The organism is Sphingomonas sp. CROZ-RG-20F-R02-07, assembly GCF_022662335.1.
Classification (GTDB): Bacteria; Pseudomonadota; Alphaproteobacteria; order Sphingomonadales; family Sphingomonadaceae; genus Sphingomonas.
On record NZ_JAKNQJ010000005.1, the window covers coordinates 91,123 to 117,253 of the forward strand.

At 69.7% G+C, this 26,131-nt stretch carries 26 protein-coding genes; 19 read left to right on the forward strand and 7 right to left on the reverse strand.

The window, feature by feature from the left end; translation table 11 throughout:
• Positions 1 to 4: 4 nt before the first annotated feature.
• The 3 genes from L8H00_RS09880 to phbB are packed head-to-tail and all read left to right on the forward strand — an operon-like array spanning position 5 to position 3,962.
• Entirely contained in the window at positions 5 to 2,194 is a 2,190-nt protein-coding gene (locus L8H00_RS09880; RefSeq protein WP_242097138.1) for a molybdopterin cofactor-binding domain-containing protein, read from the forward strand.
• On the forward strand, positions 2,191 to 3,210 hold the full coding sequence (hemH, locus tag L8H00_RS09885) for a ferrochelatase (protein WP_242097139.1): 1,020 nt from the start codon (positions 2,191 to 2,193) through the stop codon (positions 3,208 to 3,210). The genes L8H00_RS09880 and hemH overlap by 4 nt, the downstream gene beginning before the upstream one ends.
• Positions 3,211 to 3,239: 29 nt before the next feature.
• On the forward strand, positions 3,240 to 3,962 hold the full coding sequence (gene phbB / locus L8H00_RS09890) for an acetoacetyl-CoA reductase (RefSeq protein WP_242097140.1): 723 nt from the start codon (positions 3,240 to 3,242) through the stop codon (positions 3,960 to 3,962).
• On the opposite strand, the gene L8H00_RS09895 is transcribed toward phbB, so the two are convergent.
• The 3 genes from L8H00_RS09895 to rpmB all read right to left on the reverse strand — a co-directional run bounded on the left by L8H00_RS09895 (position 3,937) and on the right by rpmB (position 5,393).
• On the reverse strand, positions 3,937 to 4,353 hold the full coding sequence (locus tag L8H00_RS09895) for a response regulator (protein WP_242097141.1): 417 nt from the start codon (positions 4,351 to 4,353) through the stop codon (positions 3,937 to 3,939). The two genes, phbB and L8H00_RS09895, sit on opposite strands and share 26 nt — an antisense overlap.
• Positions 4,354 to 4,497: 144 nt before the next feature.
• Positions 4,498 to 4,896 carry a glycine zipper 2TM domain-containing protein gene (locus L8H00_RS09900; RefSeq protein WP_242097142.1) on the reverse strand — a complete coding sequence of 133 codons (399 nt, stop codon included), beginning with the start codon at positions 4,894 to 4,896 and terminating at the stop codon, positions 4,498 to 4,500.
• Between the two features lie 203 nt (positions 4,897 to 5,099).
• Positions 5,100 to 5,393 carry a 50S ribosomal protein L28 gene (gene rpmB / locus L8H00_RS09905; protein ID WP_242097143.1) on the reverse strand — a complete coding sequence of 98 codons (294 nt, stop codon included), beginning with the start codon at positions 5,391 to 5,393 and terminating at the stop codon, positions 5,100 to 5,102.
• A gap of 159 nt (positions 5,394 to 5,552) precedes the next feature.
• On the opposite strand from rpmB, the gene L8H00_RS09910 reads away from it, so the two are divergent.
• Positions 5,553 to 5,771, forward strand: a complete 219-nt coding sequence (locus L8H00_RS09910) for a hypothetical protein (RefSeq protein WP_242097144.1) — start codon at positions 5,553 to 5,555, stop codon at positions 5,769 to 5,771.
• Between the two features lie 58 nt (positions 5,772 to 5,829).
• On the forward strand, positions 5,830 to 6,258 hold the full coding sequence (locus L8H00_RS09915; RefSeq protein WP_242097267.1) for a nucleoside deaminase: 429 nt from the start codon (positions 5,830 to 5,832) through the stop codon (positions 6,256 to 6,258).
• Positions 6,259 to 6,277: 19 nt separating this feature from the next.
• On the opposite strand, the gene L8H00_RS09920 is transcribed toward L8H00_RS09915, so the two are convergent.
• Complete coding sequence (locus L8H00_RS09920) at positions 6,278 to 6,955, reverse strand: OmpA family protein (protein WP_242097145.1); 678 nt, start codon at positions 6,953 to 6,955, stop codon at positions 6,278 to 6,280.
• 110 nt (positions 6,956 to 7,065) lie between these two features.
• On the opposite strand from L8H00_RS09920, the gene L8H00_RS09925 reads away from it, so the two are divergent.
• Positions 7,066 to 8,367 carry a hemolysin family protein gene (locus L8H00_RS09925; protein ID WP_242097146.1) on the forward strand — a complete coding sequence of 434 codons (1,302 nt, stop codon included), beginning with the start codon at positions 7,066 to 7,068 and terminating at the stop codon, positions 8,365 to 8,367.
• Positions 8,368 to 8,708: 341 nt separating this feature from the next.
• Here the strand turns inward: L8H00_RS09925 and L8H00_RS09930 are convergent, their stop codons facing one another.
• A complete protein-coding gene (locus tag L8H00_RS09930; RefSeq protein WP_242097147.1) occupies positions 8,709 to 9,317 on the reverse strand; it encodes a hypothetical protein in 609 nt (202 codons plus the stop codon).
• 52 nt (positions 9,318 to 9,369) lie between these two features.
• Positions 9,370 to 10,665 (reverse strand): phosphoribosylamine--glycine ligase, encoded by a 1,296-nt coding sequence (purD, locus tag L8H00_RS09935; protein WP_242097148.1) that lies wholly within the window; start codon positions 10,663 to 10,665, stop codon positions 9,370 to 9,372.
• A 271-nt stretch (positions 10,666 to 10,936) separates the two neighbouring features.
• Here purD and L8H00_RS09940 point away from each other — a divergent pair, with 271 nt between their 5' ends.
• From L8H00_RS09940 to L8H00_RS09990, 11 genes are all read left to right on the forward strand, one after another.
• Positions 10,937 to 13,861 carry a TonB-dependent receptor gene (locus L8H00_RS09940; RefSeq protein WP_242097149.1) on the forward strand — a complete coding sequence of 975 codons (2,925 nt, stop codon included), beginning with the start codon at positions 10,937 to 10,939 and terminating at the stop codon, positions 13,859 to 13,861.
• Positions 13,862 to 13,972: 111 nt separating this feature from the next.
• The gene (xseA, locus tag L8H00_RS09945; RefSeq protein WP_242097150.1) at positions 13,973 to 15,346 is read left to right on the forward strand and encodes an exodeoxyribonuclease VII large subunit; all 1,374 of its coding nucleotides are present in this window, start codon (positions 13,973 to 13,975) and stop codon (positions 15,344 to 15,346) included.
• Between the two features lie 21 nt (positions 15,347 to 15,367).
• Complete coding sequence (locus L8H00_RS09950) at positions 15,368 to 15,571, forward strand: DUF2093 domain-containing protein (RefSeq protein ID WP_242097151.1); 204 nt, start codon at positions 15,368 to 15,370, stop codon at positions 15,569 to 15,571.
• 59 nt (positions 15,572 to 15,630) lie between these two features.
• Entirely contained in the window at positions 15,631 to 16,410 is a 780-nt protein-coding gene (locus L8H00_RS09955; protein ID WP_242097268.1) for a M23 family metallopeptidase, read from the forward strand.
• A 138-nt stretch (positions 16,411 to 16,548) separates the two neighbouring features.
• Positions 16,549 to 17,133, forward strand: coding sequence for a PepSY-associated TM helix domain-containing protein (locus L8H00_RS09960; protein ID WP_242097152.1), 585 nt, complete (start codon positions 16,549 to 16,551; stop codon positions 17,131 to 17,133).
• Positions 17,134 to 17,144: 11 nt separating this feature from the next.
• Positions 17,145 to 17,624, forward strand: coding sequence for a DUF2271 domain-containing protein (locus L8H00_RS09965; RefSeq protein ID WP_242097153.1), 480 nt, complete (start codon positions 17,145 to 17,147; stop codon positions 17,622 to 17,624).
• Positions 17,625 to 17,635: 11 nt separating this feature from the next.
• Complete coding sequence (locus tag L8H00_RS09970; protein WP_242097154.1) at positions 17,636 to 18,475, forward strand: DUF4198 domain-containing protein; 840 nt, start codon at positions 17,636 to 17,638, stop codon at positions 18,473 to 18,475.
• A 22-nt stretch (positions 18,476 to 18,497) separates the two neighbouring features.
• Complete coding sequence (locus tag L8H00_RS09975) at positions 18,498 to 19,457, forward strand: FAD:protein FMN transferase (RefSeq protein ID WP_242097155.1); 960 nt, start codon at positions 18,498 to 18,500, stop codon at positions 19,455 to 19,457.
• Between the two features lie 70 nt (positions 19,458 to 19,527).
• On the forward strand, positions 19,528 to 20,451 hold the full coding sequence (locus tag L8H00_RS09980; protein ID WP_242097156.1) for a dihydrodipicolinate synthase family protein: 924 nt from the start codon (positions 19,528 to 19,530) through the stop codon (positions 20,449 to 20,451).
• Entirely contained in the window at positions 20,451 to 21,449 is a 999-nt protein-coding gene (locus L8H00_RS09985) for a 4-hydroxyproline epimerase (RefSeq protein WP_242097157.1), read from the forward strand. The genes L8H00_RS09980 and L8H00_RS09985 overlap by 1 nt, the downstream gene beginning before the upstream one ends.
• 17 nt (positions 21,450 to 21,466) lie before the next feature.
• A complete protein-coding gene (locus tag L8H00_RS09990) occupies positions 21,467 to 22,879 on the forward strand; it encodes an amino acid permease (protein WP_242097158.1) in 1,413 nt (470 codons plus the stop codon).
• Here L8H00_RS09990 and L8H00_RS09995 read toward each other — a convergent pair.
• Positions 22,876 to 23,520, reverse strand: coding sequence for a GntR family transcriptional regulator (locus L8H00_RS09995; RefSeq protein WP_242097159.1), 645 nt, complete (start codon positions 23,518 to 23,520; stop codon positions 22,876 to 22,878). The two genes, L8H00_RS09990 and L8H00_RS09995, sit on opposite strands and share 4 nt — an antisense overlap.
• Before the next feature lie 135 nt (positions 23,521 to 23,655).
• Between L8H00_RS09995 and L8H00_RS10000 the strand changes: the two genes are divergently transcribed.
• Together L8H00_RS10000 and L8H00_RS10005 are read left to right on the forward strand one after the other, a co-directional pair.
• Positions 23,656 to 24,900, forward strand: coding sequence for an FAD-dependent oxidoreductase (locus tag L8H00_RS10000; RefSeq protein WP_242097160.1), 1,245 nt, complete (start codon positions 23,656 to 23,658; stop codon positions 24,898 to 24,900).
• The gene (locus tag L8H00_RS10005) at positions 24,897 to 26,090 is read left to right on the forward strand and encodes a Xaa-Pro peptidase family protein (RefSeq protein WP_242097161.1); all 1,194 of its coding nucleotides are present in this window, start codon (positions 24,897 to 24,899) and stop codon (positions 26,088 to 26,090) included. The genes L8H00_RS10000 and L8H00_RS10005 overlap by 4 nt, the downstream gene beginning before the upstream one ends.
• The last annotated feature ends 41 nt before the right edge of the window (positions 26,091 to 26,131 follow it).

Consider the following 26,131-nt stretch of genomic DNA (forward strand, 5'->3'; position numbering starts at 1 on the left):
GGCGATGGTGAACAGGCGCGAGCTGCTGGTCGGCGGCGGCGCAGGCGTGGGTCTGGTGGTGGCCTGGGCGTTCTGGCCGCGTCGTTACGCGGCGAACCTCGTCACGGCGCCCGGCGAGACTGGGTTCGGCGCGTGGCTGAAGATCGGTACCGACGGCCATGTGAGCGTCGCCGTGCCGCAGGCCGAGCATGGCCAGGGCGCCTATACCGCCATCGCGCAGATCGTCGCGGACGAGCTCGGCGCGGACTGGCGGACGGTGGGCGTGGAGCCCGCGCCGCTCAATCCCCTCTACGCCAATCCGCTGGGCCTGAGCGCGCTGTTCGAGGGGATGCTCGATGCGGTGCCCGCGCGGCTCGCGCCGCCGCCGATGCTCACCGGCGGCTCCAGCAGCGTGCGCCAGTTCGAAGAGCCGTGCCGGCGCGCGGGGGCGGCGGCGCGGACGTTGCTGTGCATGGCGGCGGCGGCGCGCTGGGATGCGGACTGGCACGCCTGCTCGACGCAGGCCGGCTTCGTCGTCCATGGCGGCCGGCGCCTCCGCTTTGCCGAGCTCGCCGCCGACGCCGCGCGCGGCACACTGCCCGCGCGTGTCGCGATCGGCGTGCAGGGCGCGGGTTCGCTGATGGGGCGCAGCGTGCCGCGGATCGACGCGCCGGCCAAGGCGGACGGATCGGCCAATTTTGCGGGCGACGTGCGGCTGGCGGACATGGTCCACGCCGCGATCCGCCAGGCGCCGATCGGCGCCGGCCGGCTGGTGAGCGCCGACCACGATGCGGCGAACCGGGTGCGCGGCGTGGTGGCGGTGATCGAGAACCCACGCTGGATCGCCGCGGCGGCCACGACCTGGTGGGCGGCGCAAGCGGCGCTGGACGCACTGGCGCCGGTGTTCGAAACGCCGCCGCCGCGGATCGACGATGCGTCGATCGACCACGCGCTGACGCAAGCGCTGGCGGCACCGGGGTACCGCGTCGCCAAGGCCGGCGATCCCGAAGGCGCGTTCGCGGGCGCGCGGCGGCTGCAGGCGGATTACCGCGTGGCGCCCGGCCTTCATGCCGCGATCGAGACGCGCAGCGCGACCGCGCAACTGGCCGACGGTCAGCTCGAACTCTGGCTGCCGACCCAGATGCCCGCGCGCGCACGCGACGTGGCCGCCGCCGCCGCCGGAATGAGCGTCGACCGGGTGATCGTCCATCCGATGCCGATCGGCGGATCGTTCGGGGCGAACCTGGAAAATGATGCGGTGGCGCAGGTCGCGGTGCTGGCGGTCAAGCTGCGGCGGCCCGTCTGCCTCGTCTGGTCGCGCGGCGAGGATGCGCTGCACGACCGGGTGCGGCCGCCCGCGCGGGCGGCGATGACCGCGCGGATCGCGGCCAACGGCGCGATCCTCGGCTGGAGCGCGCGGATCGCGGCGCCCGCCACCGGCCACGAACTGGCACGCCGCCTGGTGCCGGGGGTAGCGACCGAGGCGGCGCTCGCGCTTCACCGCGGCGATGCCTATGCCGTCGCGGGGGCGGTGCCGCCCTATCGCATTCCCGATCTGGCGGTGGACCATCACCCCGCCGCGATCGGCGTGCCCACCGGCCATGTCCGCGGCGGCGCGCATGGTTATACCGCCTTCTTCACCGAATCCTTCGTCGACGAGATCGCGCGCGCTGGCGGCAACGAGCCGCTGTCGTTCCGCATCGGCATGCTGGGCGGCACTCCGCGGCTCGCGCGGTGCCTGTCGACGGTCGCGGCGCTGGGCGGCTGGGACGGCGGCGTGAGCGGCAGCGGGCAGGGAATCGCGTGCCATGCGTTCCGCGACAGCTTCATCGCCGTGCTGGTGGAGGCGCATGTCGCCGCGGACCGGCGTATCAGCGTCGACCGGATCGTCGCCGCGGTCGATTGCGGGCGGCAGGTAAACCCCGATCTGGTGCGCCAGCAGATCGAGGGCGGGCTCGTCTTCGGCATGGCGGCTGCCCTGGGCGCGACGACGGGCTATACCGCCAACCTGGCCGATGCGCGCGGCTTCGATCGGATCGAAATCCCCGCGCTGGCCGACACGCCCGACATCACCGTGGAGGTGATCCGCAGCGACGAGGCGCCGGGCGGCGTCGGCGAGTTGGGCGTGCCCGCGGTAGCGCCGGCGATCGCCAACGCGTTGTTTTCGGCGACGGGCTATCGCTGCCGTACGCTTCCGCTAAGGCCGGGGCCATGATCCCCGCCGGCCATCCCCCGATCCCCGCGCCGAAAATCGGCGTGCTGCTCATGAACCTGGGTACGCCCGAGGGCCCCGATGCGCGTTCGGTGAAACGCTATCTGGGCGAGTTCCTGTCGGATCGGCGGGTGGTGGAGCTGCCGGCGATCGCCTGGCAGCCGATCCTGCGCGGGATCATCCTGAACACCCGGCCGAAGAAATCCGCGCATGCGTACGGCTTGGTGTGGCGCGAGGACGGTTCGCCGCTTGCCGCGATCACCCGGCTCCAGTCGCAGGCGTTACAGGGCGCATTCGGGCCGGAGGTGCTGGTCGATTGGGCGATGCGTTACGGCAATCCGTCGATCGCGGAGCGGCTCGCCGCGATGAAGGCGGCGGGTTGCGAGCGGATCCTGCTCGCACCGCTCTACCCGCAATATTGCGCAGCAACGACGGCGACCGCGAACGACAAGGCGTTCGCGCATCTGGCCGGGATGCGCTGGCAGCCCGCGATCCGGACGCTGCCGCCCTATTACGACGATGCCGCCTATATCGGCGCGCTCAAGGCGTCGGTCGAGGCGGGGCTGGCGGCGCTGCCGTTCGAACCGCAGGCGATCGTCGCGAGCTTCCACGGCATGCCGCAGCGTACGCTGGAGCTGGGCGATCCCTATCATTGCCATTGCCGCAAGACCGCGCGGCTGCTCGGCGAGGCGCTGGCCGACACGCTCGGCGGCCGCGAGCTGATCGTCGCGTTCCAGTCGCGTTTCGGGCGCGCCAAGTGGCTGACACCGGCGACCGACACGACGCTGGAGGCGCTGCCCGGCCGTGGCATCACCCGCGTCGCGATCCTCGCGCCCGGCTTCTCGGCGGATTGCCTCGAGACTTTGGAGGAGCTTTCGATCCGCGGGCGCGAGAGCTTCATCGGCGCCGGCGGCACTGATTTCGCCTATCTGCCCTGCCTCAACGACGTCCCCGTCGGCATCGAAATGCTGCGCAGCATTCTTGCACGCGAGCTTGAAGGTTGGATCGCCGGATTCTAGACTTCCCGTCCAAGATACGGGAGAGCGATATGGCACGCACGGCGATCGTCACGGGCGGAACGCGCGGAATCGGCGAGGCTATCTGCCTGGCGTTGCAGGATGCGGGGGTGGCCGTCGCGGCCACCTATGCCGGCAATGCGGCACGCGCCGCCGACTTCACCGAACGCACCGGCATTCGCGCGTTTTGCTGGGACGTGGCCGATCACGCGGCCTGCCAGCAGGGCTGCGCCGAGGTGGAGGCGGCGCTGGGCCCGATCGACATCGTCGTCAACAATGCCGGTATCACCCGCGACGGCACGCTGATGAAGCTCAGCTACGAAGCGTGGAAGGCGGTGATCGACACCAATCTGGGCGGCTGTTTCAACATGGCCAAGGCGACCTTCCCCGGCATGCGTGCGCGCCGATGGGGGCGGATCGTCAATATCGGTTCGATCAACGGGCAGGCGGGCCAATATGGCCAGGTCAACTACGCGGCGGCGAAATCGGGTATCCACGGCTTCACCAAGGCGCTGGCGCAGGAGGGCGCGAAGATCGGGGTCACCGTGAACGCGATCGCGCCCGGCTATATCGATACCGACATGGTGGCGGCGGTGCCGGCCGACGTGCTCGACAAGATCGTGGCGCGCATCCCGGTCGGGCGGCTGGGCCAGGCGCACGAGATCGCGCGTGGCGTGGTGTTTCTGTGTTCGGAGGAGGGCGGCTTCGTCACCGGATCGACGCTCAGCATCAATGGCGGGCAGCATATGTATTGACGGCGTGCCCATCCGCACCGTCTTCGGTTCCAGCGTCGGCACGCATCAGGCGCAGGACCTGCGCGCCGGTATAGGGCTTTGGCAGGAAATGCGCGCCGGCAGGCAAGGCGCCGCTCTCCGGCCGGTAGATGCCGGATGTGACGAAGATCGCCATGGCGGGATGGTGCCGGCGCGCGGCCTCGGCCAGCGCGAGGCCGTCGAGCGCACCGGGAATGTTCACGTCGGTGAACAGCGTGGTGACGTCTGGGCGGCGGCCGATCACGGCCAGCGCCTCGTCCGAATCGCCTGCAACGATGACGTCGAAGCCCGCATCCTCGAGAGCAAGGCGCGAGTGGATCAGGATCAACGGCTCGTCCTCCACGATGAGGACGACGGGATTTATGACGGTCATGCGACACACAACACCTGGTCGATTTGACCCGTTCCGCGATTAACCACCGTTATTTGAAGCACATCGGCAAAAACAACGGAGCCGACCTTCCTTGCGGGAAGGCCGGCTCCACCCTCGATACGCTACGCGAGGGCAACTGCGCCGTCACCGGCGGCAGTATCCGGGATTTCCAGAGCGGCCGATCGCATTGCCCGCCAGCGCGCCGGCGCCGGCGCCGAGCACCGTGCCGAGCGTGCGATCGCCGCGCGTGTCGATGGTGCGGCCCAGCAGCCCGCCGGCGATCGCGCCGATAATCGTGCCGCCAGTGCCGTTGTTGCACCGGGCATAGCCACGCGCGTCGCCCCGGTAGCTGCCACGGCCATTGTCGCGATAGCCGTCATAGCCGTTGTAATTGGAATAGCCGCCGCGGCCGTAGCCATTGTCGTAGCCCTGAGAATAGCCACGATCATAGCCGCCATAGCGCTGCGCGTCGGCAGCGGCGGGGGCCAGCGCGGTCGCGCTCACGAGGAGGGCGGCACCGGCGAGTGAAAGCGTCTTGAACATCGTTCGTCTCCCGTCTCGGCTGGGCCCGGCGAAATGCCGTGCGTCCGTCGATGGGAGGCTTATGGGTGATTCGCATCGAACCGATGCTGAATGCGTCCGTTATCGCGGGTTCAGCCTGCGCACGCGAACCGATGGGGCATAAACGACCGCGGCCCGCACCTTCCGTGGAAGGGCGGGCCCGGTCGTTCGTCCATCCGGCCGAATCAGGCGGCGGCGGTCGCCAGCTTCTTCACGACGTCGCGCTTCAGGCGGCGTGCCTTCAGCGACAGCTTGTCGTCGGCGGTCTTCACCAGCCAATTGTCCAGCCCGCCATTATGCTCGACCGAACGCAGGCCGTGCGTCGACACGCGCAGGCGGACGCTCGTCTCGAGCGAATCGGACATCAGCGTCACGTTCTGCAGGTTGGGCAGGAAGGTGCGCTTGGTCTTGTTGTTGGCGTGGGAAACATTGTGACCCACCTGCCGGCCCTTGCCGGTCAGCTCGCAAATGCGCGACATCGCTTGTACCTTAAAGTTTGGGAATGAGCCCCGAAAGGCCGCGCGACTAACGCGGGAGGCGCCCGGCGTCAACCGATTCACGAGTCCCGGGGGACGTGCAACCTCATTGCGGGCCCCGCGTTGTTACGCGATCGAACCGGTTTCGCCAAAGGGGAAAACATGCGCACCTTGCTCGTACTCGTCGGCATCGCCGCTCTGGTCGTCGTCGCATTGATGTATTTCGGCATCATCAACATCGATCAGACCCGCCCCGGCATCGTCCAGGCGCCCACCTTCCACGCCGACGTGGCGCGCGTGTCGGTCGGCACGGAGAACAAGACGGTCTCGGTGCCGACGATCAACGTGCAGAAGCCCGGCAACACGCAGGCGCCGCAATAGGCTTTACCGATCGGCACGGCGCGGGCACGGGGGCGGGGTGATCCCCGTGCCCCCCGCGATGCGCCTGGCGCTCGATGCCGCACGCGGGGCGGCCGAGGCGGGCGAGGTGCCCGTGGGCGCGGTGGTGATGCAGGGCGGTGCCGTCGTGGCGGTCGCGGCGAACGCGCCGCGTACACTGTGCGACCCCACCGCGCATGCCGAGATCCGCGCGATCCGGGCCGCGGCCGCGGTGCTCGGCCGCGACCGGCTGGAGGATTGCGACCTGTGGGTGACGCTGGAGCCCTGCGCGATGTGCGCAGGCGCCATCGCGCACGCCCGGATCGCCCGGCTTTATTATGCGGCGGACGATCCCAAGGGCGGTGCGGTGGAGCATGGCGGCCGGATCTTCGCGCAGCCGACCTGCCACCACCGCCCCGAAATCTATGCCGGCATCGCCGAAGGCGAGGCCGCCGACCTGCTCCGCGCCTTTTTCAGGGAAAGGCGATGACGGGGCGGCGCGGCGAAGCTCAACCGCGCGAATCGTCGCGCTGGACGGGCACGATCTTGATCTCCACGCGCCGGTTCGCCGCGCGGCCCGCCTCGGTGTCGTTGGAGGCGATCGGCATCGTCTTGCCGTAACCGCGCGTGCCGATCCGCGCGGGCGTCACGCCGTGGCCGGCGAGATAATCCGCGACTGCCGTCGCGCGCTGTTCCGACAAGCGCTGGTTGAACGCGTCGCCACCGACCGAATCGGTGTGGCCGTATACGTCGACATAGGTCTGGTTGTAGTGCGCCAGCGTATCGGCCACCTGGTCGAGCGTGCGGCGGAACTGCGGCTCCACATCGGCGCGGCCCGTGGCGAAGGTGATTCCCGACGGGATGTTGAGCAGCAGGTCGTCTCCGCGGCGGATCACCTGCACGTCGGTGCCCGCGGTGCGCGCGCGCAGGTCACGCTCTTGGCTGTCCATATAGGCGCCGATCCCGGCACCGGCGAGGCCGCCGATGCCCGCGCCGAGCAGCGCGGCACCGCGATCGTGGCGACCGCCCACCACGTCGCCGATCAGCGCACCGCCGAGCGCCCCGCCCAGCGCGCCGATCCCGGTCTTCGACAGAGTGCGCTGGCCCGTTTCGGGATCGGTGGTGCAGGCCCCAGTGGCGAGCAACGCGGCAAGCGTGGCGGCGGCGATGGGCTTCGAACGGATCATGGATGGCTCCCCGGAGTGACGGCGTTTCGTCTTCCCGAACGAAACTGAACGCGCGCTGACGCAGAATCGTTGTGGCGCGCGGCGATGTGCGGCAAGAGGGGGCTGCGCCGATGGCTCAGCTTCCCCCCTTCCCCTGGATCGACATCCTCATCATCCTGGCGCTCGTCGCGCTGAACGGGGTGTTCTCGATGAGCGAGCTCGCGATCGTCTCGGCGCGCAAGGCTCGGCTGGAGGCGATGGCGCGCACCGGTCGCAAGGGCGCGCGGGCGGCGATCCTGCTCGCCTCCGACCCGGGCAAGTTCCTCTCCACGGTGCAGATCGGCATCACGCTGATCGGCGTGATCGCAGGCGCCTATTCGGGCGCGAGTCTCGGCGAGCCGACCGCGGCGCGGCTGGAGGCGGCGGGGCTCGCGCCCTCCACCGCGCACAGCATGGGGATCGCTCTGGTGATCGGGCTCACCACCTTCGCCTCGCTGATCGTCGGCGAACTCGTGCCCAAGCAGTTCGCGTTGCGTGCGCCCGAGCCGATCGCGGCGACGATGGCGCCGGTGATGCGCTGGATCGCGATCCTCACCGCACCGCTCGTCTGGCTGCTCGACAACACCAGCGGCGCGATCTTTCGAATCATCGGCCTGACGCGCGAATCGGACGAGCAGGTGACCGCCGAGGAGCTGCACCTGATCGTGGCCGAGGCATCGAAATCGGGCGTGATCGAGGAGCATGAGCGCTCGATCATCTCGGGCGTGGTGCGGCTGGCGGACCGGCCGGTGCGCGAGGTGATGACGCCGCGCACCGATGTCGACTGGCTCGACTGCACCTGGGATGCGGCGCGGATCCGCGACAAGCTGCTGGCCACCCCGCACACCCGGCTGCCCGTGGCGGAGGGATCGATCGATGCGGTGAAGGGCGTGGTGCAGGCGCGCGACATCGCCGGTGCGCTGTTCCGCGGCGAGGCGCTCGACCTCAACGTGCTGATGCGCAAGGCGCCGGTGGTGATCGACCAGATCGACGCGATGGATGCGCTGATCGCGCTGCGCGAGGCGGACGTGCCGATGGCGCTGATCCACGACGAATATGGGCATTTCGAGGGGATCGTGACGCCGGCGGACCTGCTGGCGGCGATCGCGGGCGAGTTCGTGTCCGATACCGATCCGGACGAAGCGCCATCGGTGGTGGTGCGCGACGACGGCTCGCTGCTGGTGGCGGGTACGATGGCGGCGGACATGCTCGCCGAGCGGCTGGGCATCGAGCTGCCCGAGGACCGCGACTATGCGACCGTCGCCGGCCTCGCGCTCGCGGTGTTCCGCCATCTGCCGGGCGAGGGCGAGAGCTTCGTCGAGCAGGGCTGGCGGTTCGAGATCGTGGATCTCGACGGGCGGCGGATCGACAAGCTGCTCGTCAGCGCAATCTGAACCTTCGGCCTTGGTGGTGTGGGGACGTTGGTTTCGCGCTACGACGCTAAGGCGAAGATGCCCTGCTTGGAGCGGAAGTCCTGGCTCCGACGTACAGGATTTGCGGGGCTTCGCCGGCGTTTGATGATGTGAGGCGATCCCATTCCTCACTTCGTTCGTGCTGAGCTTGTCGAAGCATGCGCTGCGCACGCGCGCGTTTTCATGCGGCCGCAGGCCCTTCGACAAGCTCCGGGCGAACGGAGAGGGGTGATGTCAGGAACCTCTATCACACCTCGGTCGTCCCGGCCCAGATGCCGCCACTTCTTAGCGTCTTAGCGCGAACCCGCCCTTGCGGCCCCGCATCACAACTTCCCGAAGGCCGCCTCGAACCCGGCGCGATCGCCGGCGGCCAGCAGGCGCGCCTGTTCGATCCAGCGATCGCGCGCCATGCGGCCGGTGAAGGCGCCGAGCTGTGCGTCGAGCGCCTCGGCCTGGGCGGGCGACAGCGCAGCGATATCGCCGACGGTGACGATCCCCAGTTCGCCCAGGCGTGTGGCGAGCTTCGGGCCCAGGCCCTTCAGCATCGTTACCGGCTGATCGTCAGCGGCCGGCGCCCCGTCGGCAGCGGCGGTCACCGCTTCGGTGGCAGGGCTCGCTTCCATCGGGGCGGAAGCGGCGATCGGTTCGTCCGCCAGCCGGTTGGTCTCGGGCAGCGGATCGTTCTGCGGTTCGGGCGGGCGCTGCGTCTGTGCCTGCCACTGGGCCTGGGTGGCGACCGGGCGCTCCGCCTCGCGCAATACGGGGGCGGGCATGGCCTCTGCTTCGGCGCGGTGCTCTTCGACATAATCGATCGCGGTGCGGCGTTCGCGGCGCAGGCGCGCACCCCAGACGATCCCTGCGATCACGATGAGCGCGAGGATCGCGATGACGACCAGATGGATCGCCGTGAACGTCTGTGCACCCGTGGTCATCATCGTCTCGTCTCCCGGGCGGCCGTGGCGGGTGGTCGCATCAGCGCCTGTCCTACGCGTTCGTTCCGGGCGAAGTCGAGGGTCCGGCGGCGCGTGCCACGTCGCGCCAGCCGATGTCGCGCCGACAGAGCGCATCGGCGTAATCGATCGCCGCCACGCCGCGATACGCCGCCGCCTGCGCCGCCGCCGTGTCCGCGCCGAGCGCGGTGACCGCGATCACGCGACCGCCCGCCGCGACGAGGCCCTCGCCCGCGTCGCGCGTGCCCGCCTGGAACACCATGGCGCCGGTCGCTTCCGCCGCGTCGATCCCGCCGATGGCGCCGCCCGCGACGGGCGTGCCCGGATAGCCGCGCGCCGCGATCACCACCGTCAGCGCGGTGTCGGGGGCGAAGGCAGCGGCCGGGCAGTCGGCGAGCCGCCCCTGCGCCACCGCCAGCATTGTCTCGAGCAGATCGCCTTCGAAGCGCGCCATCAGCACCTGGCATTCGGGATCGCCGAACCGCGCATTATATTCGATCAGCTGCGGCCCGGTCGCGGTGAGCATCAGCCCGGCATAGAGCACGCCGCTGAACGGCGTTCCCTCCTGCGCCAGCGTGGCGATCGTCGGCATCACGATTTCGCCGATCGCCTGCGCCTCCAGTTCGGGGGTGAGCACGCGCGCGGGGCTGTAGGCGCCCATCCCGCCGGTGTTGGGGCCGGTGTCGCCGTCGCCGATCCGCTTGTGATCCTGCGCCGATCCGAATGGCATCAGCGCGGTGCCGTCGGTCAGCACGAACAGGCTGACCTCCTCGCCCTCCAGGAATTGCTCGATCACCGCCTCGGCGCCGGCCGTGCCGTCGAACAGGTCGGCGATCGCCGCCTCGGCCTCGCCCCGCGTCATCGCGACGGTGACGCCCTTGCCCGCGGCGAGCCCGTCCGCCTTCACCACCACGGGCGCGCCGAACCGGTCGAGCGCGGCCTGCGCCTCGGCCAGCGAGCGGACCCGCGCATAGCCGGCGGTCGGGATACCGGCGCGCGCGCACAGATCCTTGGTGAAGCCCTTGGACCCTTCGAGCCGGGCCGCCGCCTTGCCGGGGCCGAACACCGCGATGCCCGCCGCACGCACGCTGTCGGCCAGCCCGTCGACCAGCGGCGCCTCGGGTCCGATCACCACGAGCCCGATCGCCCGGTCGCGCGCGAACGCGACGATGGCGGCGTGATCGCGCACGTCGAGCGCCACCAGCGTGGCATGCGCGGCGATCCCCGGATTGCCCGGCGCGGCATAGAGCGTGCCTAGCCCGTGCGCGCGGCTCAGCCGCCACGCCAGCGCATGCTCGCGCCCTCCCGAACCGAGCAGCAGGACGTTCATGCGCAAACCCTCGTGTGATGGAATATCCTGTCCCTAGCGAGAGGCTACGCCGGCGGCAACGCGCGGAAATGCGTCCGATGGCGTCCTAATGTGACATGGTTGCTACAGCGCGTTACGATTACGACATCGATGCTGCCCGGTCGCTTTACAGCCGATGGGCCACGATCCATTCAGACGCCGTCTCCGGTCGATTCAGGGTCGATCGGATCAACGACACCGCGTCGCCCGCTTGGGGGCAACGGTCGATGCGGTCTGTTCAAAGGGCTCCATCATGACGACATCGTTTCGTATCGCACGCACGATCCTCCAGGGCGGATCGGCGCTTCCCGCGCTCGCGCTGTTCGGCGCCGGCGCCATGCTCGCCACACCCGCGCTGGCGCAGGACGCCACGACGCAGAACCCGCCGGCCTCCACCGTCACCGGCGCGGCCACGCTGAACAACAGCCAGACCAATCCCGATACCGCGACCAGCCAGGGCACCAGCACGCCGGCCGACATCGTGGTCACCGGTTCGCTGTTCCGCCGCGCCGATACCGAGACGGCGTCGCCCGTCACCGTGCTGACCACCGAGAATCTGCAGCGCGCCGGCATCACCAACGTGGCCGATGCGATCCGCTCGATCTCGGCCGACAACAGCGGCTCGATCCCGACGGCGTTTTCGGCCGGCTTTGGTTCGGGTTCGGCGGCGGTGTCGCTGCGCGGCCTCTCGGTCAACTCGACGCTCGTGCTGATCGACGGCGTGCGCACGACGAACTATCCCTTCTCCGACGACGGCCAGCGCGCCTTCGTCGATCTGAACTCGATCCCCAAGAGCACGATCGACCGCATCGAGGTGCTGAAGGACGGCGCGTCCTCCACCTATGGCGCCGACGCGATCGGCGGCGTGGTGAACATCATCACGCGCAAGGAGATCAAGGGCATCGAGGGCACGGTCGAGGGCGGTATCTCGGAGCGGGGCGACGGCGGCGAGCGCCGCGCGACGCTGACCGCCGGTTATGGCGACCTGACCGAGCAGCGGTTCAACGTCTATATCAACGGCGAATATGAGCGCGACAATCTGATCCAGGTGTCCGACCGCGGCTTTCCCTACAACACGAACGATCTGACCTCGATCGGGGGCGACAACAACAACAGCGCGGCGCTGGGTGCGTTCGGCAACCGGACGGCTTCGATCAGCGCGGTCGTCCAGCCCGCGATCCAGACGGTGCCCGGCAACATCTTCTCGGGCCAGCCCGTGGTCGGCGTGCCCACGCAGGTGCTCGCGCCCGGCGGCTGCGCGGTCGGCACGATCGCGCGGAACGATTCGAGCGGCGCGTTCTGCGAGCAGAATGCCACGCTTTATGGTACGATCCAGCCGCAGCAGACCCGCTATGGCTTCACCGCGCACGGCACCGTGAAGATCGGTGACAATGCCGAGGCGTATTTCAACGGCACCTATTATCACAGCAGCGTCTTCTCCACCGCAGCGCCGTTCTCGATCCGGCAGACCAATCCGATCTCGACGAGCAACATCCTGTTGCCCGCGCTGCTCGCCAACGGCCGGCTCAACCCGCAGAATCCCTATGCCGCAGAAGGGCTCGGCGCGCAGATTTCCTATGCGTTCGGCGACATTCCCGTGTCTTCGACGACCGACAACGATCTCTACCGCGCGGCCGCTGGGATCAGCGGGAAGTTCGGCACTGGATGGTCCTATTCCGCCGATGCGAGCTACGCCAAGAGCGATCTGACCGGCACCAACCGCGGCTATCTGAACATCGCGGGGCTGACCGCGGCGATCAACAACGGCACCTACAACTTCATCGATCCGTCGCAGAACAGCCAGGCCTTGCGGGATTCGATCTCGCAGCCCGTCGTGACGAAGGCGTCGTCCGAGCTGTACATGCTCCAGGGCAACATCACCAAGGAGCTGTTCCAGCTGCCGGGTGGTCCGTTGCAGGTCGGCATCGGCGGGGCGGTCCGTCACGAAAGCCTCAACAACCCCAATGCGAACGCCAATCTGGCGTATCTCGGGCTGAACGCGGTAACCGCGCGAGGCTCGCAGACGGTGACGGCGGGCTATTTCGAAATCGACGCGCCGGTGCTCACGCAGCTGGAGCTTACCGGGTCGGGCCGCTACGACCATTATTCGGAGGGCTATGGCCGCTTTTCGCCCAAGGTCGGCGCCAAGTTCCAGCCGTTCAAGCAATTGGCGATCCGCGGCACCTATTCGCAAGGGTTCCGCGCACCGAGCTTCGCTGAATCGCAGAGTGGTTCGGTCATCGGCTACGTCAACGCGACGCCGCCGGCCTCGGTCATCGCCGCACACAATGGCGATCCGTACGTCAGCCAGTATTCGTTCGGCTACAACACCGCATCCAATCCCAATCTGAAGCCCGAACTGTCGCGCAGCTTCACGGGCGGTGTGATCCTCCAGCCGCTGAGCTGGCTCAGCATGACGGCCGATTACTACAACATCAAAAAGACCCAGGTCATTACCGGCGGTCCGCTCGCCGCGACCGCCGTCGCCAACTATTATGCCGGTACGGCGCTGCCGGCCGGTTACACGGTGACGCTCGACGATGCCGATCCGCTGGCGCCCAACGCCATCCGCAAGGTGCTGATCGTCAATTCGCTCTACCAGAATGCGGCGTCGCTGAAGACGTCGGGCATCGACGCCTCGATCCAGGCCAATTTCCGCATGGACAACGGGTTCCGTTTCACCAGCCGCTTCGAGGGCACGGAAATCCTGGACTATAAGTTCCAGGCTTCGGATGACTCGCCCACCGACAATTATGTGGGAACGCAGGCACCGTATCAGACGTCGTCGGGCGCCGGCACGCCGCGTTGGCGCGCCAATTGGCAGAATACGGCGGAATACGGCCCTTACTCGCTGAGCGCGACGGGCTATTACACCAGCGGCTACAAGTCGGTGGCGGTGGATTACAACGGATCGGGCGCGACGACGTGCAGCGATCAGTTGTACGATCCGAGCCTCGGCAACAGCTTCTGCCACACCAAGGGCTATTTCCAGCTTGATCTCGTCGGACAGGTGAAGGTGAACGCGAAGTTCACCTTCTACATCAACGCGCTCAACATCCTGGACGCGCATCCGCCGCTGAATCCGGCCAATTATGCCGCGGTCAACTACAATCCCACCTGGTCGCAGGGGGGGATCGTCGGTCGCTATTTCCGCGCCGGTGCGAACTTCAAGTTCTAGTCGCGTTCGTCTCGACGCAACCGATAAGGGGTGGGCCGTCAGGCTCGCCCCTTTTTCATGCGCGCGGCGCTGGGGGCTTGTCCCGCCCGGTGCAGCGCGTATCGCACGGATATGCCTGATCTTCTTCCCGAACCCGCGCGCCTGATCGCCGAGGACATGCCCGGCGACAACGCAGCCGCCGTGTCCGTCAGCGATCTGGCTGGGCGGCTGAAGCGGATGGTGGAGGGCGAGTTCGGCCACGTCCGCCTGCGTGGCGAGATATCGGGCTATAAGCGCGTCGCGTCGGGCCATGCCTATCTTGCGCTGAAGGACGACAAGGCCGTGATCGACGGCGTGATCTGGAAGGGGCAGGCGAGCGGCCTCGCCTTCGTGCCGCAGGACGGGATCGAGGTGATCGCGACGGGGCGGCTAACCACCTATCCCGGCCGTTCCAAATACCAGATCGTGATCGAGCGGATGGAGCTGGCGGGGGCGGGCGCGCTGATGGCGCTATTCGAGAAGCTGCGCGCGGCGCTGGCGGGCGAGGGGCTGTTCGACGGCGCGCGCAAGAAGCCGCTGCCGTTCCTGCCGCGCACGATCGGCGTCGTCACCTCGCCGACCGGCGCGGTGATCCGCGACATCCTCCACCGGCTGGAGGATCGCTGCCCCAGCCATGTGCTCGTCTGGCCGGTCAAGGTGCAGGGAGAGGGCTCGGCGGCCGAGATCGCGGGCGCGATCCGCGGGTTCGACGCGCTGCCTGCGGACGGCGCGGTGCCGCGGCCCGATCTGGTGATCGTCGCGCGCGGCGGCGGTTCGATCGAGGATCTCTGGTCGTTCAACGACGAGCAGGTGGTGCGCGCGGTGGCGGCCTGTTCGATCCCGATCATCTCGGCAGTGGGCCATGAGACGGATACGACACTGTGCGACCATGCCGCCGATCTGCGCGCGCCGACGCCCACGGCGGCGGCCGAGATGGCGGTGCCGGTGCTCGCCGACCTTCGTCTGATGCTGGAGGCGCAGGTGCAGCGCACCGAGCGATGCGCGCGCCGGTACGTTTCGCGCGGACGCGAGCGGGCCGAGGCGCTCGCGCGGCTGCTGCCCCGGCGCGACCAGTTGCTCGGCCCCCAGCGGCAGCGCGCGGACGATGCGGCGGCGCGGCTCGATCGCGCGCTGGAGCGGCGGATCGCGGCGGCGCGCGGCGGGCTCGATCGCTCGGCGGGGGCGCTGCGCCCCGCGGTGCTCGTCCGCCAGTGGGAGGCGGCGCGCGCGCGGCTGGACGGCGCGTGGCGGCTCGCGGTGTCGCTCAATCCCGATCGCGTGCTCGAGCGCGGCTATGCCCGGGTGACGGTCCGCGGCGACGGCGCCACGCTCGCCACCGCCGCAGCCACGCGCGAGGCGGGCGCGGTGACGCTCCACTTCCGCGACGGTGCCATCGACGCGCGCGTTGAGAAGCCGGCCGCCAAGGGCTATAGTCGTGCCAAGCCCGAACAGCCCTCGCTGCTGTAACCCCGCCAGGACGCGAACCCCATGTTGATGTCGAACACCGATCGGCCCGCGCGCCTCCATTATATGGCCAATGGCTTCCGCGTGCTGGCCACCGGCGATCATGTGGTGTGCGCCGTGTCGGGCGCGCGGATCGTGCTAGAGGATCTGCGCTATTGGAGCGTCGCGCGGCAGCAGCCCTATGCCACCGCCGCGATCGCGAGCGAGGCGATGGCGCCGCCGCGGTGAGCGTGCGCGCGGCATGGCTGCTGGCGCTCGGCGCTGTGGCGGTCGCGGCGCCGTGGCCGATCGTCGCGGTCGCGCAGGCGCAGGCGATCCGCTGGACGGGCGCGCTCGAACAGGGCGGGCTGATCCGCGGCACGGTGCCCGTGGGAACGCGGTCGCTCGCGCTCGACGGCACGCCCGTGCCGCTGGCGTCGGACGGAAGTTTCATCGCCGGGTTCGACCGCGACGCGCCGCCGAGCGCGACGCTGGTGGCGACGATGGCGGACGGCCGCACCGTGGCGCAGCCGCTCGCGATCGCCCCGCGCGCCTGGAACGTGTCGCGGCTCGACAGCTTGCCCAAGATCCCGCTGCCCGAGCCCGAGTTCGACCGGCTCCGCCCCGCCGAACTCGCGCAGATCGCCGCGGCGCGGGCGACCCCCACCGATGCCGCGGGCTGGCGGCAGCCGCTACGCTGGCCGACGACCGGGCGGATCTCGACGCTCTTTGGATCGCAACGCATCTACCAGAATGGCGAGGCAGGCAGCTATCATTCCGGGATCGACATCGCGCGCGAGATCGGCACCGTCGTTGTCGCGCCCGCCGATGGCGTGGTCATACTGGCGGCGGATCATCCCTTCACGCTGGAGGGCAACCTGTTGATGATCGATCACGGCATGGGGCTGAACAGCGCGTTTCTCCATCTGTCGCGCATCGACGTGGCGGTGGGCGACCATGTCCGACAGGGCCAGCCGGTCGGGCTGGTCGGCCGGTCCGGCCGGGTGACGGGGCCGCATCTCCATTGGAGCCTGCGCTGGCAGGCGGCGAAGCTCGATCCGCTGCTGGTGGCAGGGCCGATGCCCTGAGTTCAACCGCTTATGCGAGGCATTCGCAATATGTTGAATTTCGCCGCGGGCCGGGCTAGGCGGCGACTCGTGACGAACGCCCGATCCCCCTCAGCCTCCCCGCCGCGCCAGGCCCGGCGCAAATGGCGGAGCTGGTGGATGAAGCAGCTTCACACCTGGCACTGGATGAGCGCGGGCGTTTCGCTCATCGGCATGCTGGCCTTTGCGATCACCGGGATCACGCTCAACCATGCCGCGACGATCGGCGCGACGCCGGTCGTCACCGATCGCGCGGCGACGCTGCCGCCTGCGTTGCGCCGCCAGCTTGGAAAGCCACCCGCGTCGGACGCGCCGCTGCCCGCGTCCGTCGCGGCGGCGGTGGCACGCGCGGTGGGCCTCGATCCGGCGGGGCGGCCGGGCGAATGGTCCGACACCGACGTCTCCGTCGCGATGCCCCGGCCGGGCGGCGATGCCTGGGTGAGCATCGATCGCGCGAGCGGCCGGATCACCTCCGAAGTCACGCAGCGTGGGTGGATCGCCTATCTCAACGACCTGCACAAGGGCCGCAACGCCGGGCCCGGCTGGGGCTGGTTCATCGACATCTTCGCGGTGGCGTGCATCCTGTTCACGCTTACTGGGCTGTTGCTGCTGCAGCTCCACGCCCGCAATCGCCGCGCGACCTGGCCGATCGTCGCGGCCGGCTTCGTGATCCCGATCGTCGTCATCGTCCTGTTCATGCATTGAGGAGCCCAACCATGCGAACCCCCATCTTCGCGCTGATCGGCGGGGCGATCGCCGCGCCCGCCGCGGCCGGCACCGTTACCGTCACCGTGCCCCGGCTGGACGTCGCCGAATATCATAAGCCCTATGTCGCGATCTGGCTGACGCCCGCCGGCGGCGGGCCCGCGCGGACGATCGCCTTGTGGTACGAGACTCACAAGACGGGCAAGGACGCCGGCACCAAATATCTGGCCGAGCTGCGCGCCTGGTGGCGGCAGGGCGGCCGCTCGATGACGGTGCCCGCCGACGGCATCAGCGGCGCCACCCGCCCGCCCGGGCAATATAGCGTGAAGCTGCCCGACAATGTGAAGCCCGGCGCCTATGTGCTGAACGTCGAGGCCGCGCGCGAGACGGGCGGGCGCGAGCTCGTCACGCTGCCGATCACCGTCCCCGCCGGCACCGCGCATGGCGCGGGCAAGACCGAGCTGGGCGCCGTCACCGTCTCTGCGCGCTGAGGATCGTCGCCATGAAGCCCTTCGCCAAACGCCTGATGCTGGGCGCGCTGCTCGCCTCGGTTCCCGCCATGCTGTCGGCACACCGGATGTGGCTGCTGCCATCGGCCACCGTCTTCTCGGGGACGGATAGCTGGGTGACGATCGATGCCGCGGTGTCGAACGACCTGTTCTTCGCCGACCACCAGCCGCTCCGCCTCGACGCCATGAAGGTGTGGCAGCCCGACGGCACCGAGGGCAGGTTGCAGAACGCCATGACCGGCCATTACCGATCGGTGTTCGACGTGGAGCTCGACAAGCCCGGCACGTGGAAGGTCGGCACGCAGATGACGGGCGTGATGGGCAGCTTCACCGTCGACGGCGTGGAAAAGCGCGTCGGCAGCCGGGGCGGTCCGCTGCGGCCGGGCCAGCCCGCGCCGCTGACCGTCGCCGACATCCCGGCGAACGCCACGAACGTGAAGCTGTTCGAGATGGCGGCGCGCAACGAGGTGTTCCTCACCGCTGGGGCGCCGACCACCACCGTGTTCGCGCCGACGGGCAAGGGGCTGGAATTCGTGCCGGTCACACACCCCGACGAACTCGTCGCGGGTCAGCCGGCCCGGTTCCGCTTCCTGATCGACGGCAAGCCGGCGCCGGGGCTGAAGGTGACGGTGATCCCCGGCGGCAAACGCTACCGCGATGCCGAGGGGGGGATGGACCTGACGACGGGCGCCGACGGCGTGGTGAGCGTCATTTGGCCGGGCGCCGGCATGTACTGGCTGAACGCCGCCGCGAATGACGCGAAGACCAGCGCCCCGCGCGCGACCGAACGGCGGATGAGCTATGCCACGACGCTGGAGGTGATGACGCCGTGATCCGCCGCGTGTGAGGATCGCGTTGCCCGCGACGATCGCGCCCACGGCGCTCGTCGGGTGCGATCCGGACGCCGCGGTGACCGCGCTGGGCGGCGAGACGATGGGCACCCGGTGGAACGTGCGGCTGGTGGCGCCCGCCGGGTGCGATCCGGCGGCGGTACGCGCGGCGATCGTCGCACGGCTGGACGCGATCGTCGCGGCGATGAGCCATTGGGAGCCGGGCTCGCTGCTGAGCCGGTTCAACCGGCAGGCGGCGGGCGGCTGGACGCGGCTGCCGCCCGACTTTCTGCGGGTGATGACGCAGGGGCTGGCGATCGCCGCGGCGACGCACGGCGCGTTCGATCCGGCGATCGGGCAGCTGGTCGATCTCTGGGGCTTCGGGCCGGTGCCGGTGGCTGGGCCGCCGGCCGGTGACAGGATCGCGGCGGCGCGCGCTTCGTCGGGCTGGCGGCGGCTGACGCTGGCGGACGGATGGCTGCGCCAGCCCGGCGGGCTGGGGCTCGATCTGTCGGGGATCGCCAAGGGCCATGCGGTGGATGCGGTGGCCGATCTGCTGGCGACGATGGGCGTGACGGATGCGCTGGTCGAGATCGGCGGCGAGCTGGTGGGGCGCGGCGTTCGCCCGGACGGCCAGCCCTGGTGGGTCGATCTGGAGGTGCCGCCGGGCACCGACATCGCGCCCTTGCGCATTGCGCTCCATGGTCTCGCGGTGGCGACTTCGGGCGATTATGTCCGTGGCGCCCACACGCTCGATCCGCGCACGGGGCGTCCGATCGCGAACGGCGTGGTCGCCGCCAGCGTCGTCCACGCCTCCGCGCTGGTGGCGGACGCCTGGGCGACCGCGCTCTGCGTGGCGGGTCCGGCGGCGGGGCTGGCGCTGGCGCGGAATGCCGAAATCGCGGGCCGGATCGTGGCCATGTACGACGGCGAGGCGCGCGAGTATCTCAGCCCTGCGCTGGCCGCGATGCTCGCCGACGATTGATGCCCGCGCGCTTGCATCCCTCGCCGCCGTATAATACCGTATACCAATCGAACGATAACGGGGTGATATGATGACGGCAACGACGGCGCTGTGGACCGGGGTCTATCCTGCGGCGACGACGCAGTTCGCGGAAAGCGGCGCGATCGACCATGACGCGACGCAGCGCGTGCAGACCGCTTTGGTCGACGACGGTGTCACCGGGCTGATCCTGCTCGGCACCTGCGGCGAGAACAACTCGCTGGAGCCCGACGAGAAGCGCGCGGTGCTGAAGGGCGCGGTCGAGGCGGTCGGTGGCCGCGTGCCGCTGGTCGCGGGCGTCTCCGAGATGACGACGGAGCGCGCGATCGCCTATGCCCGCGATGCCGAGGCGATCGGCGTGGATGCGCTGATGGTGCTGCCCGCGATGGTCTATGTGCCGCGGCCCGAGGAGCTGACCGCGCATTTCCGCGCGATTGCCAGCGCCACCGGGCTGCCGATCATGCTCTACAACAATCCGCCGGCCTACCGCGTCAACATCGACTATGCGACGCTCGATGCGCTGGCCGACCTGCCGAACATCGTCGCGGTAAAGGAAAGCGCGCCCGATCCGCGCCGCTTCACCGACATGATAAACCGCTATGGCGACCGGTTCAGCGTGATGGCCGGGCTGGACGATATCGCGCTCGAGGGCCTGTTGCTGGGCGCCAGCGGCTGGGTCTCGGGGCTGACGAGCGCCTTTCCGGTCGAGTCGGTGCGGCTGGTGGCGGCGGTGGCCGAGGGCAAATGGGAGGAGGCGCGCGCGATCTATCGCTGGTTCATGCCGCTGCTCCACCTCGATGCCGAACATGATCTGGTGCAGTCGATCAAGCTGGCCGAGACGATCATGGGCCGCGGCACCGAGCGCGTGCGCATGCCGCGCATGCCGCTGACGGGGGCGCGCCGCGCCGAGGTGATCGCCTGGGTCGAGCGTTGCGCCGAAACGCAGCCCAGCAAGCGCGCGCTCGCCGACGCCTGATGCGGCACAGCTTCTTCTGCATCGACGGCCACACCGCGGGAAACCCGGTGCGGCTCGTCGCGGGCGGGGCGCCGCTGCTGCGCGGCGCGAACATGGGCGAGCGCCGCGCGGATTTCCTCGAACGCTTCGACTGGATCCGCACCGGCCTGTGCTTCGAGCCGCGCGGGCATGACATGATGTCGGGCGGGTTCCTCTATCCGCCGACGCGCGACGATGCCGATTGCGGCATCCTGTTCATCGAGACGAGCGGTTGCCTGCCGATGTGCGGACACGGCACGATCGGCATGGTGACCTTCGCGCTGGAGAACGGCCTCGTCACCCCGCGCGAACCCGGCCGGCTGCGGATCGAGGTGCCAGCGGGCGTGATCGACGTCACCTACCAGACCGAAGGCGACCGCGTGCGCGCGGTGCGCATCCGCAACGTGCCCGCCTATGTCGCGGCCACCGGCATCGCGATCGACGTGCCGGGCTTCGGGCCGCTGACGATCGACGTGTCCTATGGCGGCAATTATTACGCGATCGTCGAGCCGCAGGGCGCCTATGCCGGGCTCGATACGCTTGGCGCCTCGCGGATCGTCGAGTTGAGCCGCACGGTGCGCGCGCTGGTGCAGGCGGCGTACGAACCCGCCCACCCGCTGGACGACCGGATCCGCGGCGTTACGCATGTGCTGTGGGCCGATGTGCCGCGCGGCGAGGGGGCGGACGGGCGCAACGCGGTCTTCTATGGCGAACGCGCGATCGATCGCAGCCCGTGCGGCACGGGCACTTCGGCGCGGCTCGCGCATCTCGTGGCGCAAGGGCGGCTCGCGGTGGGCGACGCCTTCGTGCACGAAAGCTATATCGGCAGCCGTTTCGTCGGGCGCGTCGAAGCGGCGGTGGACGTGGGCGGCATTCCCGGTATCGTGCCCTCGATCGAGGGATCGGCGATCGCGACGGGGTTCAACACCATCTGGATCGATCGCGCGGATCCCTTCTGGGCGGGATTCACCGTCGTCTGATTGCAGGGGGAACGACCATGGCGATGTGGGGACCGATCAAGCCGATCGGCGGGGCGGCGGCGCCCGATGCGGCGCACCGGTTGCGCCAGACGCTGAGCTGGCCGCACCTCATCGCGCTGGGCGTCGGCGCGATCGTCGGCACCGGCATCTACACGCTGACCGGGGTAGGCGCCGAGCGCGCGGGGCCCGCGGTGATCCTGGCCTTCGCCATCGCCGGCGCGGTGTGCGCCTGCGCGGCGCTCGCCTATGCCGAACTCGCGACCGCGATTCCAGCGGCGGGCAGCGCCTATACCTATACCTATAGCGTGATCGGCGAGACGCTCGCCTGGGTGGTCGGGTGGAGCCTGATCCTCGAATATTCGCTCGCCTGTTCGACGGTGGCGGTCGGCTGGTCGGGCTATCTGGTCGGCTGGCTGCAATCGGCCGGGCTCGATCTGCCGCATGCGCTGCTTGCGGGCCCGCATGCCGGCGGCATCGTCAACCTGCCGGCCGTGCTGGTGTCGCTCGCGATCGCGGGGATGCTGATGCTCGGCACGCGCGAAAGCGCGACGCTCAACATCGTGCTCGTCGTCATCAAGCTGGTCGCGCTCGCCGCGTTCGTCGCCATCGCGCTGCCGGGCTTCCACGCGGCCAACCTCCACCCGTTCATGCCCTACGGCTTCGGAAGCCATGTGATCGGCGGCGAGACGCGCGGCGTGATGGCGGCGGCGGCGATCGTGTTCTTCGCCTTTTACGGCTTCGATGCGGTGGCGACTTCGGCCGAGGAGGCGCGCAATCCGGGGCGCGACCTGACGATCGGCATCGTCGGGTCGATGGCGCTCTGCACCACCATCTACATCCTCGTCGCGGTCGCCGCGATCGGCGCGATGTCGTACACCACGCTCGGCGGATCGCCCGAGCCGCTGGCGCTGGTGCTGCGCACGCTCGGTCATCCCGGCGCCTCCTATCTGGTGGCGGGCGCCGCACTGGTGGCGCTGCCCTCGGTCATCCTGGTGATGATGTACGGGCAGAGCCGCGTGTTCTTCGTGATGGCGCGCGACGGGCTGCTGCCGCGCGTGCTGTCCAAAGTGTCGCCGCGGACCGGCGCGCCGGTGCTCATCACCGGCATCACCGGCCTGTTCGTCGCCGCGGTCGCGGGGTTCTTCCGCCTCGACGAGATCGCCGAGCTCGCCAATGCCGGCACGCTGATCGCGTTCATCGCGGTGGCCGCCTGCATGATGATCCTGCGCCGCCGAGCGCCGGACCTGAAGCGCGTGTTCCGCTGCCCGGCGCCGTTCGTCGTCGGCACGCTCGCAATCCTCGGCTGCCTCTATCTGCTGGTCAGCCTGCCCGAGAAGACTTTGGTGCGCTTCGTGCTGTGGAACGCGATCGGGCTGGTGGCCTATCTGGCCTATGGCCGCCGGCACAGCCTGCTCGCTCCGGGGCGCTAGCCCCGGAGCTGGCGGCGCAGATCCTCCAGCGTCGCCTGGATATGTGCGCTGGCCAACTGCTTGGCACGCGCGCCGTCCGCCGCGATCCAGGCATCGAGCAGCACCTGATGTTCCGCATGCGCGCGGTGCTCGCGCCCGGCGGGCTCGAGATGCTTCTGGACATAGCGTTCGGACAGCACCTGCAGCCGCTCGATCAGTTGCGTGGTGAGCAGACGATGGCCGGGGCGGACGAGCGCCATGTGGAAATCGCGGTTGCGCGCGGCGACATGGTCGAGATGGTCGGCTGCGGCGATGTCGAGCGCGGTCAGCGCGTCGCGCGCCGCCTGGCGTTCCTCGTCGGTGGCCGCGACCGCCGCCATCGCCACCGCCTCGGGCTCGATCGACAGCCGCAGTGCGAAGATCTCCTCGGCTTCCTCCGCGGACATCGGCCGGACGAAATAGCCGCGATTGGCGTGGTTGAAGAGCAGCCCTTCATGCTCCAGCCGGCCCAGCGCCTCGCGCAGCGGAATCTTGCTGACGCCCAGTTCGTTGGCCAGCGCATCCTGTCGGATCGGCTGGTCGGTCAACAATTTGCCCGATACGATCCGCTCGCGAACGATGGTAAAGATCTGGTCGGAAAGCGTCCGAACGACGATGCTCATGGGCAGGCGATACTCCGAGTAGACCCGTCAGTTTAGCGTATCGCGCCGCGCCGCGACACTCCCTGGCAGCATAATAGTCGCATAGGGTTGCGTGTCCATATCGTATACGATAGCCGCCGCGATCGAGGATCGTGCATGACCGGACGGGTGACCATCATCGGCGGGGGCGTCGTCGGGCTGTGCAGCGGCCTGGCGCTGGCACGCGACCGCTGGAACGTCCGGATCGTCGATGCGGGCCATGACGACGACGCGGCGGCATCCTGGGGCAATGCGGGCCATATCGCGATCGAGCAGGTCGCGCCGCTCGCCTCCTGGCCGATGATCCGCTCCGCGCCCGGCCGGCTGTTCGTGCGCGGCGGGGCGCTCGCGCTGCCGCCGCGGCAGATCGGGTGGTGGCTGCCCTTCGCGCTGCGCATGGCGCACGCAGCCGCGCCGGCGCGTTTCGCCGGGGGGCGCGATGCGCTGAAGACGCTGATGGCGGAGGCGGTACCCGCATGGCGTGCCCTGGTGGCCGGGCTGGGCGCGACCGACCTGCTGCGCGAGGACGGGCATTTCGTCGCCTGGGGCGATCCGGCCACCGCCGCGCACGGCCGGGCGGGCTGGGCGGCGGCGGATACGGGCACCGCGCGGTTCCGCGATGCCGATGTCGACGAACGCGCGCTGCTCCGCCGGATCGGGGGTGCCGCGGGTGCGATTCGCTTCGAGAACAGCGCCCAGGTCACGGATCTCCGCCGCCTGCGCGCGGCGTTGCGCGCTGGCATCGTGGCGGCGGGGGGCACGATCACCGGCGGCCGGGCCTCGCTCGCGCTGGAGGACGGACGCGCGATCGTGACGGTCGATGGCGAGCGGGTCGAGAGCGAGCGCGTGCTGGTCGCGGGCGGTGCCCGGTCGGGCGGGCTGCTCGCGCCGATCGGCCACCGCGTGCCGATCGTGGGGGAGCGCGGCTATCATCTGCGCAGCGCCGATCACGATTGGCCCGCGGGGCTGCCGCCGGTGGCGTTCGAGGATCGGTCGCTGATCGTGACACGCTACGACGATTGCGTGCAGGTCGCGAGTTTTGTCGAGCCGGGCGATCCCGATGCGCCGCCCGATCCGGCGAAATGGGCACGACTCGAAGCGCGGATCGCCGAACTCGGCCTGCCGATCCGCGCGCCGTTCACGCGCTGGATGGGCGCGCGGCCGACCTTGCCCGATTACCGCCCCGCGATCGGCCTCAGCCGCCGCGCGGGCAACCTCGCTTATGCTTTCGGCCATCAGCATCTGGGACTGACGCTCGCCCCCACCACCGCGCAGATCGTCGCGGCGCTCATGGCCGGCCGGCCGACCATCCCGCTCGCCGCGTTCGACGTGGAGCGTTTTGCCAGAGGAGATCGCGCATGACCATCGGGGGATCGACCGCAGAGGCGGAACTGGCGGCGCTGTCGCCCTGGACCCACCGGGCGCCGCCGATCGCGCGCGCGGAATATGACGCCCGTATCGCGCGCGCGCGTGCCCTGATGGCGGACGCCGGGGTGGAGGCGCTGATCGTCGGGGCAGGGGCCAGCCTGCGCTATTTCACCGGCGTGCCATGGGGGGCGAGCGAGCGGCTGGTCGCGATGCTGTTGCCGCCCACCGGCGATCCCGTGCTGGTCTGCCCCGCGTTCGAACGCGGCACGCTGGAGGCGGATCTGGCGATCGCGGCGGACCTGCGGCTGTGGCAGGAGGACGCGGATCCCCATGCCCTGGTGGCCGATGCGCTGGCGAGATGGGGTGTGCGCCGGCTCGCGGTCGATCCCGCGCTGTCGTTCCAGGCCGGCGAGCGGCTGCGCGCGGCGGCCTCGGGCGTCGAACTGCGCGACGGCGCGCGGGTGATCGACGGCTGCCGGATGCGCAAGTCGCCCGCCGAGATCGCGCTGCTCGCGCAGGCCAAGGCGATGACGCTGGAGGTGCAGCGCCGCGCCGCGCGGATCATGGCGCCGGGCATCGCCGCGAGCGACGTGGTGCGCTTCATCGATGCCGCGCACCGAGCGCTGGGCGCGGCGGGCTCGAGCTTCTGCATCGTCCAGTTCGGCCGCGCGACGGCGTTTCCGCACGGCCTGCCCGGCGAACAATATCTGGCGGAGGGCGAGCTGGTGCTCGTCGATACCGGCTGCCTGGTCGAAGGCTATCATTCGGACATCACGCGCACCTATGCGTTCGGCACGGTCGAACCCGAGGTGCACGCGATCTGGGCGCGGGAAAAGGCTGCGCAAGCCGCCGCGTTCGCGGCCGCACGGCCGGGCGTGCCGTGCGAGGCGGTGGATGCCGCGGCGCGTGCGGTGCTGGTGGAGGCGGGCCTCGGCCCGGATTACCGCCTGCCCGGGCTGCCGCACCGGACCGGCCACGGGATCGGGCTATCGATCCACGAACCCGCCTATCTGGTGCGCGGCGATACTACGCCTCTCGAGACTGGCATGTGCTTTTCGAACGAGCCGATGATCGTCGTGCCCGATCGGTTCGGCGTGCGGCTGGAGGATCATTTCCACATGACCGCGGACGGCCCCGTCTGGTTCACCGAGCCGCAGCCCGCGATGGACCGGCCGTTCGGCTAGGGCCTGATGACGTTAGCTTGACCGGATCGGGGTAACGTCAT

Excerpts from the sequence above, each read along its gene's own strand:
- L8H00_RS09880 (WP_242097138.1), top strand. The coding sequence starts at position 5 with ATGGTGAACAGGCGCGAGCTGCTGGTCGGCGGCGGCGCAGGCGTGGGT.
- hemH (WP_242097139.1), top strand. The coding sequence starts at position 2,191 with ATGATCCCCGCCGGCCATCCCCCGATCCCCGCGCCGAAAATCGGCGTG.
- phbB (WP_242097140.1), top strand. The coding sequence starts at position 3,240 with ATGGCACGCACGGCGATCGTCACGGGCGGAACGCGCGGAATCGGCGAG.
- L8H00_RS09895 (WP_242097141.1), bottom strand. The coding sequence starts at position 4,353 with ATGACCGTCATAAATCCCGTCGTCCTCATCGTGGAGGACGAGCCGTTG.
- L8H00_RS09900 (WP_242097142.1), bottom strand. The coding sequence starts at position 4,896 with ATGTTCAAGACGCTTTCACTCGCCGGTGCCGCCCTCCTCGTGAGCGCG.
- rpmB (WP_242097143.1), bottom strand. The coding sequence starts at position 5,393 with ATGTCGCGCATTTGCGAGCTGACCGGCAAGGGCCGGCAGGTGGGTCAC.
- L8H00_RS09910 (WP_242097144.1), top strand. The coding sequence starts at position 5,553 with ATGCGCACCTTGCTCGTACTCGTCGGCATCGCCGCTCTGGTCGTCGTC.
- L8H00_RS09915 (WP_242097267.1), top strand. The coding sequence starts at position 5,830 with ATGCGCCTGGCGCTCGATGCCGCACGCGGGGCGGCCGAGGCGGGCGAG.
- L8H00_RS09920 (WP_242097145.1), bottom strand. The coding sequence starts at position 6,955 with ATGATCCGTTCGAAGCCCATCGCCGCCGCCACGCTTGCCGCGTTGCTC.
- L8H00_RS09925 (WP_242097146.1), top strand. The coding sequence starts at position 7,066 with ATGGCTCAGCTTCCCCCCTTCCCCTGGATCGACATCCTCATCATCCTG.
- L8H00_RS09930 (WP_242097147.1), bottom strand. The coding sequence starts at position 9,317 with ATGACCACGGGTGCACAGACGTTCACGGCGATCCATCTGGTCGTCATC.
- purD (WP_242097148.1), bottom strand. The coding sequence starts at position 10,665 with ATGAACGTCCTGCTGCTCGGTTCGGGAGGGCGCGAGCATGCGCTGGCG.
- L8H00_RS09940 (WP_242097149.1), top strand. The coding sequence starts at position 10,937 with ATGACGACATCGTTTCGTATCGCACGCACGATCCTCCAGGGCGGATCG.
- xseA (WP_242097150.1), top strand. The coding sequence starts at position 13,973 with ATGCCTGATCTTCTTCCCGAACCCGCGCGCCTGATCGCCGAGGACATG.
- L8H00_RS09950 (WP_242097151.1), top strand. The coding sequence starts at position 15,368 with ATGTTGATGTCGAACACCGATCGGCCCGCGCGCCTCCATTATATGGCC.
- L8H00_RS09960 (WP_242097152.1), top strand. The coding sequence starts at position 16,549 with ATGAAGCAGCTTCACACCTGGCACTGGATGAGCGCGGGCGTTTCGCTC.
- L8H00_RS09965 (WP_242097153.1), top strand. The coding sequence starts at position 17,145 with ATGCGAACCCCCATCTTCGCGCTGATCGGCGGGGCGATCGCCGCGCCC.
- L8H00_RS09970 (WP_242097154.1), top strand. The coding sequence starts at position 17,636 with ATGAAGCCCTTCGCCAAACGCCTGATGCTGGGCGCGCTGCTCGCCTCG.
- L8H00_RS09980 (WP_242097156.1), top strand. The coding sequence starts at position 19,528 with ATGACGGCAACGACGGCGCTGTGGACCGGGGTCTATCCTGCGGCGACG.
- L8H00_RS09985 (WP_242097157.1), top strand. The coding sequence starts at position 20,451 with ATGCGGCACAGCTTCTTCTGCATCGACGGCCACACCGCGGGAAACCCG.
- L8H00_RS09990 (WP_242097158.1), top strand. The coding sequence starts at position 21,467 with ATGGCGATGTGGGGACCGATCAAGCCGATCGGCGGGGCGGCGGCGCCC.
- L8H00_RS09995 (WP_242097159.1), bottom strand. The coding sequence starts at position 23,520 with ATGAGCATCGTCGTTCGGACGCTTTCCGACCAGATCTTTACCATCGTT.
- L8H00_RS10000 (WP_242097160.1), top strand. The coding sequence starts at position 23,656 with ATGACCGGACGGGTGACCATCATCGGCGGGGGCGTCGTCGGGCTGTGC.
- L8H00_RS10005 (WP_242097161.1), top strand. The coding sequence starts at position 24,897 with ATGACCATCGGGGGATCGACCGCAGAGGCGGAACTGGCGGCGCTGTCG.